Origin of the sequence: Caballeronia sp. ATUFL_F2_KS9A, from assembly GCF_023630765.1 — a bacterium.
In the GTDB taxonomy this organism is placed as follows: Bacteria; Pseudomonadota; Gammaproteobacteria; order Burkholderiales; family Burkholderiaceae; genus Caballeronia; species Caballeronia zhejiangensis.
In genome coordinates this window covers 22,808-41,148 of sequence record NZ_JALQEK010000050.1, presented here as the reverse complement: position 1 = coordinate 41,148, position 18,341 = coordinate 22,808, and the positions used below count along the sequence as shown (strand labels likewise).

Annotated in this window: 15 protein-coding genes; 10 read left to right on the top strand and 5 right to left on the bottom strand. The window is 60.1% G+C overall.

Features of this window, described 5'->3' with window-relative positions:
* Positions 1-218 precede the first annotated feature (218 nt).
* From NCS67_RS28610 to NCS67_RS28580, 7 genes are read left to right on the top strand one after another with little or no spacing between them, the layout of a single operon-like run.
* Complete coding sequence (locus NCS67_RS28610; RefSeq protein WP_175980243.1) at positions 219-1,151, top strand: amidohydrolase family protein; 933 nt, start codon at positions 219-221, stop codon at positions 1,149-1,151.
* Entirely contained in the window at positions 1,151-2,083 is a 933-nt protein-coding gene (locus NCS67_RS28605; protein ID WP_175980244.1) for an amidohydrolase family protein, read from the top strand. Before NCS67_RS28610 ends, NCS67_RS28605 begins: the two co-directional genes overlap by 1 nt.
* 54 nt (positions 2,084-2,137) lie before the next feature.
* Positions 2,138-3,523 carry a UbiD family decarboxylase gene (locus NCS67_RS28600; protein WP_250437584.1) on the top strand — a complete coding sequence of 462 codons (1,386 nt, stop codon included), beginning with the start codon at positions 2,138-2,140 and terminating at the stop codon, positions 3,521-3,523.
* Entirely contained in the window at positions 3,520-4,095 is a 576-nt protein-coding gene (locus NCS67_RS28595) for a UbiX family flavin prenyltransferase (protein WP_250437583.1), read from the top strand. The genes NCS67_RS28600 and NCS67_RS28595 overlap by 4 nt, the downstream gene beginning before the upstream one ends.
* Before the next feature lie 17 nt (positions 4,096-4,112).
* The gene (locus tag NCS67_RS28590; protein ID WP_250437582.1) at positions 4,113-5,141 is read left to right on the top strand and encodes a CobW family GTP-binding protein; all 1,029 of its coding nucleotides are present in this window, start codon (positions 4,113-4,115) and stop codon (positions 5,139-5,141) included.
* A 40-nt stretch (positions 5,142-5,181) separates the two neighbouring features.
* Positions 5,182-6,519, top strand: coding sequence for a nucleobase:cation symporter-2 family protein (locus NCS67_RS28585; RefSeq protein ID WP_250437581.1), 1,338 nt, complete (start codon positions 5,182-5,184; stop codon positions 6,517-6,519).
* Positions 6,520-6,549: 30 nt separating this feature from the next.
* Complete coding sequence (locus tag NCS67_RS28580; RefSeq protein ID WP_502801883.1) at positions 6,550-7,929, top strand: isoxanthopterin deaminase; 1,380 nt, start codon at positions 6,550-6,552, stop codon at positions 7,927-7,929.
* A gap of 109 nt (positions 7,930-8,038) precedes the next feature.
* Here NCS67_RS28580 and NCS67_RS28575 read toward each other — a convergent pair whose 3' ends face one another.
* Positions 8,039-9,028, bottom strand: a complete 990-nt coding sequence (locus NCS67_RS28575; protein WP_175980250.1) for a GlxA family transcriptional regulator — start codon at positions 9,026-9,028, stop codon at positions 8,039-8,041.
* 588 nt (positions 9,029-9,616) lie between these two features.
* Here NCS67_RS28575 and NCS67_RS28570 point away from each other — a divergent pair.
* The gene (locus tag NCS67_RS28570; RefSeq protein WP_175980251.1) at positions 9,617-10,384 is read left to right on the top strand and encodes a class I SAM-dependent DNA methyltransferase; all 768 of its coding nucleotides are present in this window, start codon (positions 9,617-9,619) and stop codon (positions 10,382-10,384) included.
* Positions 10,385-10,421: 37 nt separating this feature from the next.
* Here the strand turns inward: NCS67_RS28570 and NCS67_RS28565 are convergent, their stop codons facing one another.
* The 3 genes from NCS67_RS28565 to NCS67_RS28555 form a co-directional block, all read right to left on the bottom strand.
* Positions 10,422-11,798 (bottom strand): undecaprenyl-phosphate glucose phosphotransferase, encoded by a 1,377-nt coding sequence (locus NCS67_RS28565; RefSeq protein ID WP_175980252.1) that lies wholly within the window; start codon positions 11,796-11,798, stop codon positions 10,422-10,424.
* A 35-nt stretch (positions 11,799-11,833) separates the two neighbouring features.
* Positions 11,834-13,336, bottom strand: coding sequence for a mannose-1-phosphate guanylyltransferase/mannose-6-phosphate isomerase (locus NCS67_RS28560; protein ID WP_502801882.1), 1,503 nt, complete (start codon positions 13,334-13,336; stop codon positions 11,834-11,836).
* Between the two features lie 105 nt (positions 13,337-13,441).
* Entirely contained in the window at positions 13,442-14,560 is a 1,119-nt protein-coding gene (locus NCS67_RS28555) for a DegT/DnrJ/EryC1/StrS family aminotransferase (protein WP_008346305.1), read from the bottom strand.
* A 362-nt stretch (positions 14,561-14,922) separates the two neighbouring features.
* Here NCS67_RS28555 and NCS67_RS28550 point away from each other — a divergent pair, with 362 nt between their 5' ends.
* Complete coding sequence (locus NCS67_RS28550) at positions 14,923-15,873, top strand: GDP-L-fucose synthase family protein (protein WP_250437610.1); 951 nt, start codon at positions 14,923-14,925, stop codon at positions 15,871-15,873.
* Positions 15,874-15,912: 39 nt separating this feature from the next.
* Complete coding sequence (locus tag NCS67_RS28545; RefSeq protein ID WP_250437579.1) at positions 15,913-16,878, top strand: O-fucosyltransferase family protein; 966 nt, start codon at positions 15,913-15,915, stop codon at positions 16,876-16,878.
* Positions 16,879-16,909: 31 nt separating this feature from the next.
* Here NCS67_RS28545 and NCS67_RS28540 read toward each other — a convergent pair whose 3' ends face one another.
* Positions 16,910-18,322 (bottom strand): hypothetical protein, encoded by a 1,413-nt coding sequence (locus NCS67_RS28540; RefSeq protein ID WP_250437578.1) that lies wholly within the window; start codon positions 18,320-18,322, stop codon positions 16,910-16,912.
* Positions 18,323-18,341: the final 19 nt, after the last annotated feature.

Below are 18,341 nucleotides of genomic sequence, written 5' to 3'. Positions count from 1 at the left end.
GTCAAAAAATATTGTACAGAGCGCGCATAACTTGTGAGACTGCATCGCAAGCAGCAGTGCACGTCAGTGTGACACTCGATGCCGGCGAGGGGAAGGCGCATCAACGCGTCTTGCAAAAGGCCGCATGGGCAAGCTCGCAAGAGCTCTTGTTCCATCGACGCGCCTGCCCGCGATCCGGCGACTGGACACGCCAGTTCCCCTCAAGGAGATCGAGACCCATGATCATCGACACAAGCTGTTATCCGACCAATCTCGTCGACCTCGCCTGGCGCCATGACGGCGAACCCTTTTCGGGCGAGCGTCTGATCGAGGTGATGGACGGCCCGTACATCATCAACGGCAAGCCGCGTCGCATCGACAAGGCATTCATCCAACCGCCGCAAGGCAACACCATCTATACGTGGACCGATGGCGTGAGAAGCGGCCGCGAGTCGATCGACGACTACATGGCGTACACCGTCGAGATGACGCAGAAGTATCCCGACCGCCTGCTCGGCTGCTTCGTCTATAACCCGCGCTGCGGCCCCGAGAACGGCGCCGACGCAATCGAGTTCTACGCGAAGGAACACGGCTTCAGGATGGTGCAGTTGCAGGCCAACATGCACGCGTATCGGCCGGACCGCGCGCTCGACTGGCTGCGTCCCGCGTTGCGCAAATGCGCGGACCTCGGGCTTATCGTCAAGCTGCACACCGGCGACGGACCGTACAGCATTCCGAGCGAATGGTATCCGCTGATCCGCGAGTTTCCGTCGGTGCCGTTCATCATGGCGCACTTCGGCGTGCAGACCGGCGGCGTGTATTGCTTCGAGCCTTATCAGATGGCGCTCGATACGCCGAACGTCTATTGCGAATCGAGCTGGTGCCTGCAATCGCGCATCGTCGAATTCGCGAAGGTATTGCCGACGCACAAGATTCTCTATGGCTCGGACACGCCGCCCAACGAACCGGGCATGTGGCTGCGCCTGCTCGAAGTGCTGTGTCACGAACCGCCGCAAGGCCTCAATCTCGACGAAGACACGCTCGAGGATTATCTCGGCAACAACCTCGCGCGCATGCTCGGCATCGAACCGAGCGCGCCGCCCAAAAGCGTCGAAGAAGCGCAAGCCAATCTCGACCAATACAAAGAAGCTGACTACGCAGGAGCGCGCTGATGATCATCGATACCCATCTGCATCCGACCAATCTCGTCGACGAAGCCTGGCGGCACACGGGCGAGCCGTTCACCGGCGAACGCCTTCTCAAGATGATGGACGGTCCGTACATCATCAACGGCAAGCCGCGCCGCATCGACATGGGTTTCATCCAGCCGCCGCCGGGAAACACCGGCTATCGCGACGGCAACCGGCGCGGGCGCGAAGGCATTCGCGATTACATGTCGTATATCGCGGAGCTGACGCAGAAGTATCCCGATCGTTTCATCGGCAACTTCACGTATAACCCGCGCTGGGGTCCGGAAAACGGCGCGGCGGAACTCGAATTTCACGTCAAGGAATACGGCTTCAAGATGCTCAAGCTGCACGCGAACATGCATGGCTATCGGCCGGATCGCGCGCTCGACTGGCTGCGCCCTGCGATGAAGAAATGCGCCGAGTTGGGCGTCGTCGTGCTGATTCACACAGGCGATGGACCGTACACGATTCCCACGCAGTTCTATCCGATCATCCGCGAATTCCCGATGGTGAATTTCATCATCGGGCACTTCGGGATCCAGACGGGCGGCAATTACTCGTTCGAAGCCTTCTGGATGGCGATGGATACGCCCAACGTGTATTGCGAATCGGGCTGGTGCTATCAGTCGCGCATCGTCGAGTTCGCGCGCGAGTTGCCGCGCAACAAGATCGTGTTCGGCACCGATTCGCCGCCGAACGAGCCGGGCATGTGGCTGCGCGAACTGGAGATGCTGTGCGGTCCCGCGCCGCAAGGCATGGACCTCGATGAGGACGGTCTCGAAGACTACATGGGCAATAACATCGCGCGACTGGTGGGCATCGAGCCGACCAAACCGCCGAAGGACCTTGCCGAAGCGGAGAAACGATTGAAGGCCACGTATGTAAAGAACGACGAAGTCGCGCAGACGGCCTGATGTCATGCGGGCGCGGTCGCTCACGCGCCCTTCTTTCTCTCGACGGAGCTCACGATGGCCGATAACCTCTTTCGCGCCACGCAGGACTTTCATTGCTTTGCGCACGCCTATCGCGAGCAATATCCCCACGATGTGCTGACGCTCACGCAACAGTTGTCCGCCGATCAGGACGTCAGCGCGATCGTCGCTGCGCTTGCCGCGCGCGGGCAGCATCCGATGCTCGTATGCGAGCACGTCGAAGGTATCGCAACGCCTTTGACGACCAACTTCTTCGCATCGCGCGAGCGTATCGCCCGTCTGTTCGATGTCGATGCGCGCGGCCTCTTCGACGCCTATCAGCAACGCGCGAATGCACCGATCGCGCCGCTGTATGTCGCGCGCGGTCCCGTGCTCGATGAAGTCGTCGAAGCCGACGCGGTCGATCTCGCGCATGTGCCGATGATTCGCCACTTCGCCACCGATCGCGGCGCGTACATCACGAACGCGGTATTCGTCGCCGAAGATCCGGTGACCGGCATCGCGAACATGAGCTATCACCGTTCGATGCTTCATGCGAGGAACGCGCTCGCAACGAGCCTGCATTCGCGCGGTCATCTGTGGCGCATGTTGCAGACGGCGAAGGCGCGCGGCGACACGCTCAAGGTTGCGATGGTCATCGGCGCGCATCCGATGTTCATGCTCGCGGCGGCATCGCGCGTGCCGTTCGGCACAGACGAGCGCGCCATCGCCGGCGGACTGTTCGGCGCACCGCTCGAACTGGTACGCACGCCGCGTTATGGCATTGGCGTGCCGGCGGCCGCGGAGTTCGTGCTCGAAGGCACGATCGATCCCGATGCGCGCGCCGATGAAGGTCCGTTCGGCGAGTTCACCGGCTATTCGTCGGACCGTTCGACCAACAACGTTATGCGCGTCGATACGATGATGCGCCGCCGCGATGCATGGCTCGTCGATGTCGTCGGTGGTCCGTATGCCGAGCATCTCACGCTCGCTCGTCTGCCGCGCGAAGCGGAAATGAGCGAGAAGCTGAAGGCGCGTTTCCCAGCGGTCACTGCGCTGCATTACCCGAACTCCGGCACGCATTTTCATTGCTATGTGGCGCTGAATCAGACGCGCGATGGCGAAGCGCGTCAGATCATGCTCGCGTTGCTGGGCTGGGATCCGTATCTCAAGCATGTCGTCGCCGTCGATGGCGATATCGACATAACCGACGACTCGCAAGTGCTCTGGGCGATCGCGGCACATGCGCAACCGCATGACGATGTGTTCATCGTCGGCGGATTGCCGGGCAGCCCGCTCGATCCTTCGTCGTCCGTCGAAGGCACCACATCGCGCATGGGCATCGACGCGACGCGCGGCTCGCAATTCGACGGCATACGTGCGCGCATCGGCGAAGATGCGATGCAACGTGCAGCCGCCATTTTGAAAGGAGCCGCACGATGAGCACGCGGCGCATCGCGGTCGGTATCAGCGGCGCATCGGGCTTCACGTACGGCGTGCGCCTTCTGGAATTGCTGCGCGAACTCGACATCGAAACGCATGTGACGATCTCGCGCAGCGCGCTTCTGACGATGCAGCAAGAGACCGAACACAAGCTCGCCGATGTCAACGCGCTCGCGAGCTTCACCTATCGATGCGATGACATGGCCGCCGCCATTTCGAGCGGTTCGTTCAGCACGCTCGGCATGATCGTCGCGCCGTGCTCGATGAAGACGCTCGCCGAAATCGCCGTCGGACTTTCATCGAGCCTCATCTCGCGCGCCGCCGACGTCACGCTCAAGGAGCGACGCCCGCTCGTGCTGCTGGCACGCGAAACGCCGTACACGCTGGCCCACCTGCGCAACATGATCGCCGTCACCGAAATGGGCGGCATCGTCGCGCCGCCGGTGCCCGCGTTCTACGCGCGCCCTGCTTCGCTCGACGAGATGATCGATCACACGCTCGGCCGCGTGCTGGATCTCTTCGGCCTCGATTGCAACGTGGTTCGACGCTGGAAAGAACATAAAGCTGACTGACTCAAAGGAGACAAGCAATGACTCACATCCATACGACTCATAACGCGTTCCAGAAGATTCCGGTCACAGTGTTGACCGGCTTTCTCGGCGCGGGCAAAACCACGCTGCTCAACTACATCCTCCGCGAAAAGCACGGACACAAGATCGCGGTGATCGAGAACGAGTTCGGCGAAGTCGGCATAGACGGCGGGCTCGTGCTCGAATCGACCGAAGAGATCTACGAGATGACGAACGGATGCGTATGCTGCGTCGGCGCAGTGCGCGAAGACCTCGTGCGCATCGTGAGGATGCTGGTGGAGCGGCCCGAGCGGCTCGATCACATCATCGTCGAGACGAGCGGGCTCGCCGATCCGTACCCTGTCGCGCAGACCTTCTTCGTCGACGATCCGATTGCGCAACGCGTGACCCTCGATGCCGTCGTGACGATGGTCGATGCAAAGCATATCGCCGCGCACCTGGACGATCTCGTGCTCGACGGCCGCGACAACCAGGCGGTCGATCAGATCGTGTGCGCGGATCGTATCGTCGTCAACAAGGTGGACCTCGTGACGGCGCAGGACATCGCTTCATTGAAAGAGCGGCTGCGCGGGCTCAACGCAACGGCTGAAATCGTCGAATCGAGTTTTGCGCAGATCGATCTGCGCGCGATTCTCGGCGTGGGCGCGAATGAGTTTGCCCAGCAACTCGTCGAAGCGGACGACGATCACGATGACCACCACGACGATCATCACCACGACGAAAGCGTGAGCTCGGTAGGCATCGAAGTCGATGCCGATATTGAACTCGACGCGCTGCAAGCGTGGCTCGCCGAACTGCGCGCATCGGATGCGACGAACCTCTTTCGCATGAAGGGCATCTTCGCCGTGAAAGGACAGCCGTATCGCTACGTGCTGCAAGGCGTGCACGACATCATCGAATTGCGCGCGGCGCAGGCGTGGGGCTATGAGCCGCGTTCGAGCCGAATCGTGTTCATCGGACGCGAACTCGACCGCGCCGCGCTGACCGAGCGCTTTCATGCCTGCCTTGCGGTGCCTGTCGCGGCCTGACGAACGCAGCCGCCGATAACGATAATCAGGAGACACGTTGATGAACACCGACCAACATCCCGTCGATCGCATCCTGCCCAAGCGGCAGATGATCACGCTCGGCCTGCAACATATGCTCGTCGCTTACATCGGCGCGATTGCCGTGCCGTTGATCGTCGCATCCGCATTGAAGATGTCGCCCGCTGACACCACCGTGCTCATCAGCACGGCGCTTTTCTGCTCGGGCATCTCGACGGTGCTGCAAACCGTCGGCGTATGGAAGTTCGGCGTGCGTCTGCCTATTCTGCAAGGCGTCGCGTTCAGCAGCGTGGGACCGGTCATCGCGATCGGCCTGAGCCCCGGCGTCGGCTTCGCGGGCGTGTGCGGCGCGGTGATCGGCGCGGGCGTGTTCACGATGTTCGCCGCGCCGCTCGTCGGACGTTTGCGGCGTTTCTTTCCGCCTGTCGTGACCGGCTGCATCGTCACCGTGATCGGACTGCAACTCTTTCCGGTCGCGTATCAATGGGCGGGCGGCGGTGAGAACGCGCGGCACTTCGGCGCGTTGCCGTTCCTTTGCGTCGCGTTGTTCGTCGCGCTCGTGATTCTCGCCGTCAACCGCTTTGCCAATGCGTTCCTGCGCAATCTGTCGGTGCTGATCGGACTTGTCGCGGGCAGCGTGCTTGCCTGCTCGCTCGGCATGGGCGACTTCGCCAACGTCGCCAACGCGCCGTGGTTCACGATGCCGTTGCCGTTTCACTTCGGCATGCCCGTGTTCTCCGTGGTGCCCGTTCTGACGATGATCGTCGTGATGGTCGTGCAGATGATCGAATCGATGGGTCTCTTCGTCGCGATCGGCGATATCGTCGACAAGAACATCAGCGAGGAAGACGCGGTGCGCGGCATGCGCGCGAATGGTCTCGCGAGCGCGATAGCCGGAATGTTCGCCGCGTTCCCGTTCATCGCATTCATGGAGAACGTGGGACTCGTGATCCTGACAGGCGTGCGCAGCCGATGGGTCGTGGCGGTGAGCGGCGTGCTGATGTGCGTCGTCGCGCTGGTGCCCAAGATCGGCGCGGTCGTCGCATCGACGCCTGCCGCTGCGCTCGGCGGCGCGGGCATCGCGATGTTCGGCGTCGTGGTCGCGGCGGGGGTGCAGACGCTCTCCAAAGTGGACTTCGAGCGCAACCGCTACAACGTGCTGATCGTCGGCTTCACGATCGCGACCGCGCTCATCCCGGTGATGGCGCCGCAAGTGTTCAAGCAGATGCCCGACTGGACGCAGCCCTTCGTGCACAGCGGCGTCGTGCTCGCGTGTCTCGTGTCGGTCGTGCTGAACGCCGTGCTCAACGGCGCACATGAGGAAGACGTCGTACCTTCGCCCAGCATGGTGCGCGAGTAAAACGTGTTGAAAGGACAAGCGTTCATGAACATCTCAAACGAAGCATTACTAATCAAACATCCCGTCGCGGTGATGAGCGGATTGTGTGGCGACGCCGCACGGCTCGGCAACGTCGATATTCGCATCCGCGATGGCGTCATCCGCGCCATCGCGCCGAATCTCGACGCACGCGACGACGAACGCGTCATCGATGCGCGCTCGTGCGTCGCCTATCCAGGCTGGGTGAACACGCATCATCACCTGTTCCAGAACCTGCTGAAAGCGGTGCCTTCAGGCGTCAACGCCGATCTGCAGGAATGGCTCGCCGCGGTGCCGTATCCGCGACTCGCGCGCTTCACGCCGGACCTCGCGCGTGTCGCTGCACGCCTCGGCATGGCCGAACTACTTTTGTCGGGCGTGACGACGTGCGCGGATCATCACTATCTCTATCACGCGGAAGGCACCACGGAAACAGGCGATCTGCTCTTCGACGAAGCGGCGTCGTTCGGCCTGCGCTTCGTGTTGTGCCGTGGCGGCGCGTTGCAGGCGGCAGGCGATCATCCGGGCTTCTCGAAGGTCGCGTTAAAGCCCGAGACGCTCGATCAGATGCTTGCCGATATCGAACGCCTGAAGGCGCGCTATCACGATGCCCGCGCGACATCGATGCGCCGCGTCGTCGTTGCGCCGACGACGCCGACCTTCTCTCTGCCGCCCGATCTTCTGCCTGAGATCGCAAGCGCGGCACGCGGCATGGGCTTGCGCATGCACACGCATCTTTCGGAGACGCAACGTTATGTCGATTTCTGCCGCGAGCGCTTCGACAAGTTGCCGGTCGAATTCGTCGCCGATCACGAATGGCTCGGACCCGATGTGTGGTTCGCGCATCTCGTGCATCTCGAAGCGAGCGAGATCGCGATGCTCGCGGAGACCGGCAGCGGCTGCTCGCATTGCCCGGTGAGCAACGCGCGGCTTGGCAGCGGCATCGCCCCCGCACCGCAAATGTCCGCGGCAGGCGTGCCGATGTCGCTCGGGGTCGATGGCGTCGCGTCGAACGAATCGGGCAGCATGATCAACGAGGCGCATTTCGCGTGGCTCGTGCATCGCGCGGCGCAGGGCGCATCGGCGACGACGATCGAGGAGACGATTCACTGGGGCAGCGCGGGCGGCGCAAGCGTGCTCGGTCTCGATGCAGTAGGCACGCTCGAAGTCGGCAAGGCGGCGGACCTCGTTCTCTATGACATCGACGATCCGCGCTTCTATGGCTATCACGATCTCGCCGTGGCGCCCGTGGCATCGGGCGAGCCGGCGCGCGTTCGCTACAACATCGTGAACGGCCGCGTGGTCGTGGATGACGGCGTGATCCCGGGCCTCGATCTCGACGCCCTGCGACACGAAGCCGCCGAGGGCGTGAAAGTGCTGTTGGCAGATTAGGGGGACATTGCCATGGTTAGGATGCGCTTTCCGCCCGACGTGGATATGCCTGCGCTATCGAGTTGGAGGAAGTCATTCCGGCTGCGCCTGTGAAGCGCGAAACGTGCGATCACACTGCGTCACCGCTCTTCTTTCGAGACCGGTATTCCGTTGGCGACATCAGAAATTGCTTTCTGAATACCTTCGAAAATCTTTCACCATTGGTCAAACCGGTCCGGCGCGCAATCTTGTCGATCGGCAAGTCGCTCTTAATAAGCAATTCGCAACTCAAATCGAGGCGCGCACGCAAAAGATATTGCGAAGGCGTCAGACCGATCTCACGCTTGAACAGCCGCAGAAAGTTGCGCTCGCTCATCGCAACGGTGCGAGCCGCGTCGCCGACGGAGATGGGACGGCCGCAATTGCGCTCCAGCCAGCGCGCGGATTCCTGCGCTTTCTCTGCGAGCGTCGTCGTGCCGATGGTACTCAGCATGATTGGCAGATGCTGATCGTTGGACGAGGCCAGCCGGTCTGCCAAAGCCGTTGCGATGTCATAGCCGAGATCGCGCTTCACCAGCGCCAGCGAGTTGACGAGCGCATCGCCGCGTTCGGTCGACGTCGTGCTTTTCAATGTTCCGCCGCCCCATACGCCGCGTCCCATCGAAGCCCAGTCGCGCCGGGCGACGCCCGCGGCGGCGAGCAGCGCGTCGCCATTGCCGAGCGAACCGACCGCGCCGCTTTGCGAACACGCGATCCTCAATGACTCGAGGAGACTTTCATCCGCAGCTGCGCGCGTCACGCCAGCGCCGCCTGCAATGTATAGCGCGTCGAAGCCCTGAAAGCGCTGGCCACCCAAGCGCTCGGTCCACACACAGACCGACGATGAACAAGCTATCGCGCCACCGCGGGCGGAGACGAGACGAACGCTATAGGTCACGCCATTGCTCAGGATAGCGGATTGCAACTCGTTGGCGATATGAAGCGCCTCGGCAAGCGTTCCAGCGCCCAGAAGAGAAAATCCGTCATACAACATGATTCCTATGAGCTTTGTGCTTCTCTCTTCCGCTGCATGATAGAGACCGCTCGACTCTGCATCGCCGAAGGCTGTAACGTTCGACATGGCGTTATCTTCCTATGTTTCGGTTGCAGGTCTGCGGATCGCAAGCCGTACCAATGCCGTCGATTCCGTACTATTTCGGGAGCGTAGTTTCCTATTGCATCCGTTCTTTCCGCCATGGCGGCGAAAAGCATGGTTTTGGCCGAGATCGGCGCGTTCGGCCGCGATAACAACACGACTGTTCGATCTCTTCGGCTGTTTGAAAATAAGTACATGAAAGTTATGGAAAGGCGCTTAATACGGAGTTCGAACTATGTCGTTTCGCGGCGCCTGAACAAAAGACCGTGTTGCGGAATGACCTATTCGGATCACCTTCATCCTCCGGGATCGATGACTCGATGATCTCCGAAACATAACTTCTATTTCCGTCATCGCCTTGTCAAAACCGGCCTCGCGGCCTGCACAGGCGGCCCGGCCAACATCTTGCCGAATTCCGTCACGCATGAAGTCGCGATTCGTGCGAAGGCTACGCTCTGTCTTGAACCGGAACGTCAAGTGAGACTTGTTATCGAGCGGCGCTTCGGTCACCTGGACGAATGCGCCATTGCGCGGACATGCGTTGGGCACCAACTCTAAATCGGAGTGGCTCACATGAGTTTCAGCACGCGATACTCGCAATACTATGATCTTTTCTATCACGAGAAGAACTACAAGGCGGAGGCCGCGTTCGTCACCGACCTGCTCGGTCGATATGGAATAGTCAGCGGCCATCTTATGGATCTCGGTTGCGGGACAGGACGCCACGCGGCGGAGCTTGCGGCCACCGGCTTTTCGGTTTCCGGCATCGACATGAGTTTCGACATGCTGGCACGCGCCGATGCGAGACGGACTTCACTGCCGGGCACGGTGGCGAAGAGACTGAAGTTTCAGCAGGGCGATGCGCGAAGCGTCCGCACCGAAGAGCTATATGACGCGGTCGTCTCGCTGTTTCATGTCGCAAGCTATCAGACGACGAACGCCGATTTCATGGCGATGTGCCACACCGCAGCGACTCATCTGCCGCGCTCAGGACTCTTTCTGTTCGATTGCTGGTACGGTCCCGCCGTGCTGGCCGACCCGCCCAAGGTTCGCATCAAGCGCGCCACGAGCGATGAAACCGCGGTAATCCGCATCGCCGAACCGCTGATGCGTCCTCATGAGAATACCGTCACCGTCAACTACACCATCATGATGACGGACGGAAAGACGCAATGCGTCGAAACCGTTCTCGAGACGCACGTCATGCGTTATATGTTCAAGCCTGAAGTCGAGTTGATGCTGGATCTCAGCGGCTTCGAAGTGCTCGACAGCGTGAGATGGATGGGCGGCGAACTTAGCGCCGCCGATCTGTCGGCGACCTTCGTCGCGAGAAAGAGATGATGCCTGCATCGCGCACGCCGGGCGCGATGCTTACGCTTCAGTAAGCGTTGGCCCCGCGCAGACCCTTGAATACCGTCGCGGCAATGATCCGCATATCGAGTGCGAAAGTCCAATTTCCCAAATAGTACAAATCATGGGCCACGCGCGCCTCCATCTTTTCGATCCGGTCCGTTTCCCCACGAAAGCCATTGACCTGCGCCCATCCGGTGATGCCCGGTTTGATGCGGTAACGATGGATATAACCTTGCACGACTTTCTGGTAGAGATCGTCATGTTCGAGCGCATGTGGACGCGGTCCCACGACCGACATGTCGCCGAGCAGGACGTTGAAGAATTGCGGCAGCTCGTCGAGACTCGTGCGCCGGAGAAACGCACCGACACGCGTCACGCGCGGATCATTGCGCGTAGCCTGTTTCAGCATGCCGGACTGTTCGATATGCAGGCGCATCGACCTGAACTTGTAGATGGTGAATTCGCGTCCGTCCGCGCCCTTGCGCCGCTGTCTGAAGAATACGGGCCCGGGCGAACTAAGCTTGACCGCGATTGCGATAACGATCAGAAGCGGCGCGACCGCGATGAGCGCCGCGAGCGCGAACAGCCGGTCGAAAACATCCTTCTGCAATAGCGCTCTTTGCGAAAGCGGCGAAGCGACGAGATTGATCGCCGCCACCCCGAGCAAATCGCTCACGCCGCTTTCGAAGAGGGCCAGGCTGCGCACGTCGGGAATGAATCGCACGTTGACGAGATCGTCGCGAAACTCATTCACGAACCGCAGAATGGCTTTCTCCTGCGATAGCGGCAATGCAAGCCAGACTTCATGCACATGCTGCTCGCGAGCGTGGCGCACGAAGGTGTCAAAATCTTCGAAGACCGGCACTGTTGAAGTTATCGGCAATTCGGGCGATGCGTTGAATACCGCGACCGTACGAAAACCCGAATGGCTCGCGCGCTCGATTCTTTTCATGATCGACTCGCAATGCCGCCCGCAACCGACGACCGCCACGTCATGAAAGTTCATCCCGGCGTGACGCATGCGCGCGAGCACCGCATGCGTGACGAGACGGCCCACGATCATCAGCGCGCCCGACATCGCAGTCCAGTACGCGAACCAGAGGCGCGAGACATCATCGAGCCGATGCAGCGAGAACATCAGCACGAGGACGCACGCCTGCACCACGAGCCATGAGAGCGACACGCGGCTCGTCAGCACGAGCTTGCTGCGCCCGCGCCACGACTCGTATACGCCGAAGCCCGGGAACAATACGAGCGAAAACGCCGCAGCAAAGGCCACGAACGGCACGTAATAGCCCGGTTCGGCGATGTTGTCGAACCTGATCCGCGATGCAACGGTGGCCCCTCCGACGACCATCGCGACATCGAAGAGCCTTGCCAGCAATCCTTGAATATCGCGCATGTCATGCCCCGCCTTCGTGAGCTTTGTCGATAACATCAGATACGGCCATAGCAGTCATCCAGCCGCACGATATCGTCTTCGCCGAGATACGAACCCGATTGAACTTCGATGATCTCGAGTTGCACCTTGCCCGGATTTTCCAGCCTATGCCGGACGCCGAGCGGAATGTAGGTCGATTCATTTTCCGACAACAGAAACTGATCGTCCCCGCGCGTGACGAGCGCGGTGCCGCGCACGACGACCCAATGTTCCGCACGATGATGGTGCATTTGGAGCGAAAGTCGTGCGCCAGGCGCCACGACGATGCGCTTGACCTGGAAACGCTCGCCATGTTCGATCGAATCGTAAAAGCCCCATGGACGACGAACCTTGCGATGCGTTTCGGCCTCGGGCGCATGCTGTTCGCGGATGCGCGCGACAAGGCGCTTGATGTCCTGCGCGTGCGAGCGATCGGCGACCAGGACGGCATCGTCGGTATCGACGACAACGACGTTCGACGTGCCGACGCACGCGACGAGCCGTCCGCCATCGGAGCGCGCGTAGCTCGACCTCGCGCCTTCGAAGACCACGCGGCCGCTTCCGACATTGCCCAAGCCGTCCTTTTCCATGGCCTCCCATACTGCGTCCCACGATCCCAGGTCTGACCATCCCGCCGACAGCGGCACGACTACGCCGTTGCAAGGCGAGCCAGCGTCGCCGATATGCTCCATCACCGCGTAATCGATCGAATCGGAAGGCACACGGCCGAACTGATTCGGACACGGACGAAAGAAATGGCCATCGGCTTTGCCGTCTTTCAGTGCCGCCGTGCATGTCGCATGCATATCGGCATTGAGATGCGCCAGGGCATCGAGCCACACGCTCGCGCGAACGACAAAGATGCCGCTGTTCCACCAGTATGTTTGTGCAGCGAGGTATTGCGCGGCGAGTTCGGCGGCAGGCTTTTCTACGAAGCGGTCGATAAGATGAGCACCCTTCTCCAGCGCTTCGCCGAGACGAATATAGCCGAAGCCGGTATCGGGACGCGTCGGCGGAACCCCTAACGTCACGATCATTCCGCTATCGGCGTAGTCCGCGGCGATCGATATCGCTTCATGCAGCGCGCCAAGATCGGCGATCGAATGATCGGAAGGCATCGCGACGAGAATCGCGTCTTCGTTTTTTTCGACGGCCGCAAGCGCCGCGAGCGTCAGTGCGGGCGCAGTATCACGACGCGCGGGCTCGAGAATGATCCGCGCATCGACGCCGCATAACCGCACTTGTTCCTCGGTCGTGAAACGATGCTCTTCGCCACACACGATGATCGGATGCATATCGACGTCGAAGTCGCCGGAGAATCCGTCCATTCGTAACACGGTAGCCTGAAGCAGCGAGTCACGTCCGACCACGCCGATCAGTTGCTTCGGAAACTGCTCGCGCGACATCGGCCAGAGGCGCGTGCCCGATCCTCCCGCGAGTATGACCGGCACAATGCGACGGCAAGACTGCATATGCGGCGCTAGCGCGTTGGCCATCGACATCGAGTCGGTCGAACGCATTGCATTCTCCATGGCTGCACTCCGTGGTGTTACGACCCATCATCGATGTGACTGATGACGGTCATATGAAGCAGGCAATGTCCGCGAGCATGGCTTGCGGAGCTTCTAGACATACTCGGCCATCATGTTCCGGACCGCGGCCACCGCTTGATCCTGCTGCGCTTCGGTTAGTGCAAGTCCGCTCGGCAAATAGAAACCGCGCCGGCTCATGCGCTCGGCGACCGGATAACTTTCGCCCTCGAATAACCCTTGCTTGCGAAATACAGGCTGCTCGTGCATGGGCCAGAAGAATGGCCGCGCGCTGACGCCGGCATCGGCGAGTATTGCGCGTGCTTCGTCCGCGCCGATGGGCAGGCGATCATCCAGCACCACGCCGAACACCCAATAGATGTTCTCGGCATAGGAACACGCAACAGGAGCAAGTTCCAGGCCCCTTACATCATGCAAAAGCGCTTCGTAACGCCGCCCCAGTGTGCGCTTTCTCGCTATGCGTTCATCGAGCTTCTCGAACTGCGCAAGCCCGACCGCAGCCTGAAGACTGCTCATACGATAATTCCAGCCTAGCTCCTCATGCACGAACCGCCTCTCGGGCTTGAAGCAAAGATTTCGCAAACTCCTTGCGCGCGCCGCCAGTGCATCGTCGTCGCAGAGAATCATGCCGCCTTCGCCCGTCGTGATGTGCTTGTTCGCGTAGAAGCTGAAGCAGGAGATATCGCCGAAGCTGCCGCATTGCTTTCCTTCATAGGTGAGCCCGATAGCCTGCGCCGCGTCTTCGATCACAGCCAGGCCGTACTTCTTCGCGAGGTCCAGCACCGGCTTCATGTCGACCGGCAAGCCGAAGGTATGTACGGCCATGATCGCGCGCGTGCGGCTCGTGATGGCCGCTTCGATTTTCGCTACGTCCATGTTCCATGTATCCGCATTCGAATCGACGAGCCGCAGTCGCGCGCCGGTTCGAACGATCGCCGATGCACAGGAGATGATCGTGTGCGTGGGGATGATGACTTCATCGTCCGGCTCGAAACTCAGTGCAGCGGCGGCGACGTCGAGCGCCGCGCTTCCGTTTGCGACGGCGATCGCATGCTTGCGGCCTACATATGCAGCCATTGCGCGTTCGAAGCGCTCGACGAATACGCCGTCCGACGAGATCCAGCCGCTTTCGATGCATTCGTTCAGGTATGTCCTCTCGTTTCCCTCGAGCAGGGGTTCGTTTACTGGAATCATCAGGTCCCTCTCCTGGTGTCAAGATCGATGCTTGATGGCTCGTCTGAGCCGGTCCGTTCAAGGACGAATCGATCCCGTAACGGCCTGCATGCGTTCACGCAGCATAGGATTGGGGAAAGCCGCGCCAGGCGGGGTGGCCGAATCTGCCATGACGTTGGCTGAGGCGGGTCTCGCGGGTAATGAGCCGTCCATGGCGCATAGATGGCGGCCGCGTCATCGATGACGAGAAAGCCCGGTCGCGACAATACCTTGCCAACGTCCGCCACAAGCTGATGATTGACCGAATGCCTCGCTAATCTGGCAATCGCACATCGGGCCTCACGTTCCGATCAACGCACATCAATGGACGATTGAGCACCAACATGAATAAAGGCTCTCGGATATTTATTGCCGGGCATAAGGGCATGGTCGGCTCGGCCCTTCTCCGGCATCTCGCCAGTCGCGGCTATCACCATTTGGTTACCCGTTCCAGACAGGAACTCGACTTGCTCGATCAGCGCGCTGTGGCCGATTTCTTTGCGCACGAGCGCATCGATGTCGTGCTGCTCGCCGCTGCGAAGGTCGGCGGCATACACGCCAACTCCACTCAACCGGCCTCGTTTCTCTATGAGAATCTCGTCATCGAAACGAATGTGATCCACGCGGCCTTCAAGAAGCGCACGCCCGAGCTGGTCTTCTTCGGTTCGTCGTGCATCTACCCGAAGTATTGCCCTCAACCCATCAAGGAAGAATATCTGCTGACGAGCGCCTTCGAGCAGACCAACGAGGCATATGCAGTCGCCAAGATTGCGGGGCTCAAGCTGTGTGAGGCATATAACCGCCAGCATGGGATGCGGTATATCTCGGTGATGCCTACGAACTTGTACGGTCCGAACGATAACTATGATCTGCAGAACGGGCACGTTCTGGCCGCGCTGATCCGAAAGGCACACGAAGCGAAGCTGAACGGACTCCAATCGATCTCCGTCTGGGGATCGGGCTCGCCGAAACGGGAATTCCTGCACGTCGACGATCTGGCGTCGGCGGTATTCGCGTTGCTCGACAGCCATAACGCCGAGGGCATGTTCAATATCGGATGTGGACGCGACATAGCAATCGCGGACCTCGCCCGCCTCGTCTGCGACGTCGTAGGCTTTCAGGGCTCACTGGAATTCGATAGCTCGAAACCGGATGGCACGCCGAGGAAATTGCTGGATGTATCCAGGCTATCCGCTTTGGGCTGGACGCCCACGATCTCGCTCAGAGAAGGCATCGCGGCCACTTATGCCGACTTCACGAAGAACGCACAGCGCACCGGGTACGTCGACGCGTGACGCTGGTATTCACGCGAACATAATCAACAGGAATCGAACATGTTTCGCATGGTGGTGGATCAATTGAGGAAACTCCGTCGTAGTGAAACATTCAAGTACTCGCTTGCCGCGCCCAGCCGCGCGATGTTGTTTGCACGGCAGCGGCAGAATCACGGTGTGTTTTCGATCGAGATCAGGGAAAACTGCGGCTTCTTCGCGATCATGCAAATGGTTCTCTTCATCCTTATGCACTGTGAAGAGAACCGCCTGACTCCGCGAATTTCGGCCCGAGGCGGCCTGTACGGCGATGTGAAAGGAACGATCGACTGGTTTTCGGCGCTCTTCGAAAGCGTCCGGCCGGAGAACGGGCACGCCACGTCGCATAAGGTTCGGACATCCACCGTGCGCGATCCGGTTCAACTGGGTTTCCGGCAACGGTATGACGCAGCGCTTCGTCTGCGAAGCGCGAGCGATCTGTTCCGCTCGCATTACCGGCCCGCGGCGCACATCCGCGAAGAAGTCGAATCGACCTGCGCAAGACTCGGGATCAGCGCCTCCACGTTGGGCGTGCACTTCAGAGGCACTGACAAGAAATTTGAAGCGGTGACGCTTCCGTGGGTCGATTTCTGCCGGCTTGTCGATAAGACGCTCATGCTCAACCCGCAATTGACCAACATATTTGTTTCCAGCGACGAGCCGGCTTTCATCGAATTCTTCAGTGCGTGGCCGTTCGAGCGTCCGATCAATGTCGCGCCCGCGAAACTGTTATCCAACGGCGATAAGCCAGTGCACTTCAGCGGTCATCCCGGGCTGGAGATCGGACGAGAAGCGCTGGTATCGAGTCTGCTGCTTTCGAACTGCGGCCATCTTGTGAAGATGCCGTCCTATCTGTCGGCCTGGTCAAAAATATTCAATCCTGACTTGCCAGTGACATTGGCTGCGCCGCCAAAATCCAGAGAGTTCTGGTTTCCCGACAGTCAGATCTGGATTGGGCAAGAGCAGAACATGAGCGGCGTCCCCGCCTGAAGCACTCACCGTTCTCTAAACCGGCGAGAGGTTACTTTCGACGTGCCATGCCGCTATAGAGCGGCCTCGCCGTGCGCGGCTCGACGCGTCTGTTCTCTCGCGATGTGAGGAGCAAGGACACGAGTTGAAACGTGACGAGAACGGGCACCACGTAAGCGACCGCGACCATCAATGACCCGCGCAGGACGAACACGACGTAGAACGACAGATAGCATCCCAGCGCTCGCCGAAGCGGTATCGGCGATTCGACCAACGCGTCGGCGCGGCGCGAGAAATAACCCAGCAAGAAACCATAAGCTACGACGCCCGCCCACGAAAAATCGAAATAGCCTTCGGCAGGCAACGGCGCGGAAAGGTTTAGAAACCACATGCTGTAATTTCGCTGCAGATATTCGCCCACCAGAATCGCGGTCGCCAGAGGCTTGTCGGGCCAGACAGCGTGTGGAACGAAAAACAACAGGGAGCCCGCGAGCTGCCTGCCCGCATTGATTCCTTCCCGACTCACCATTTCCACAATGGCTTCCGTATTGGCCCACGCGTCATAGGTCGTGGATGCGAAGTGTTCCTCGAAGAAGCTCTCTATCGTGGCCCAAGAAAGCGGCCACTTATCGATTCTGCTGTTCGTGAACAACTCGGAAAAAGGAAAAAACAGTCCGCTCAAAACGAAGATTGCCCAGAACACTCGGGATGGACTCTTGAGGTGCCGCTGAAACGCCAATGCGAGCAGCGTCAGATAGATGGGACCGAGTGCGTTTCGCTTTTCCGTCAGCGGATTCTGGCAAATGAGTAGCAAGACGAACGCGAAAAGCGCGAGCGCAATCCACACCAGTCCGATTCGACGAGGACGATGCAACACGATAAGAATGAACACGGGCACGATCAGAAAGAAAAGCACCTTCGCGCGAATCATGTCCAAAGGGGTGACGTCGATTCCGTCCAGATCGCCGGCCTGCAGTTGGCTGGCAAAATTGAATGCGCTCATCGCAGCCACGACGCAGATCGCCAGAGCCGGAATAAGCGCCGCATAACGGATCGTCAATGGTTCCGAAGCGCGGGCCGTCGACGCTTGAATCGTGCGCGGAAGAAGATGTCGCGCGCCAAGGTAAGTGACAATGAAAACGATAAATATGAGATTCGCATGCAGCGCCGAAGTGTCGTCGAAGGGCATCGTATTCACGAGCACTTGCGCGTCATGCGCCAACTGAAGAGCCGGTGCGAGTATCAGGAAAGTTATCTCGAACACCACGACAGATGCGTCCGCAAACGACGGCTTGCTGTCGAACAAGTGCATGCCGAGGTGAAAGAGGACCACGCCAAGTAAGAGAACGTGAGACACGAGCATCAGCGGGCTATGCCCGGGACTCATCCCCAGGGTATAGAACTCGGCCGCGAACAAGAAGATACCCAATGCAAGATATGAAACCACGTTCGCCGGACTTTTCATGTGGCCGCCATGTCGTTTG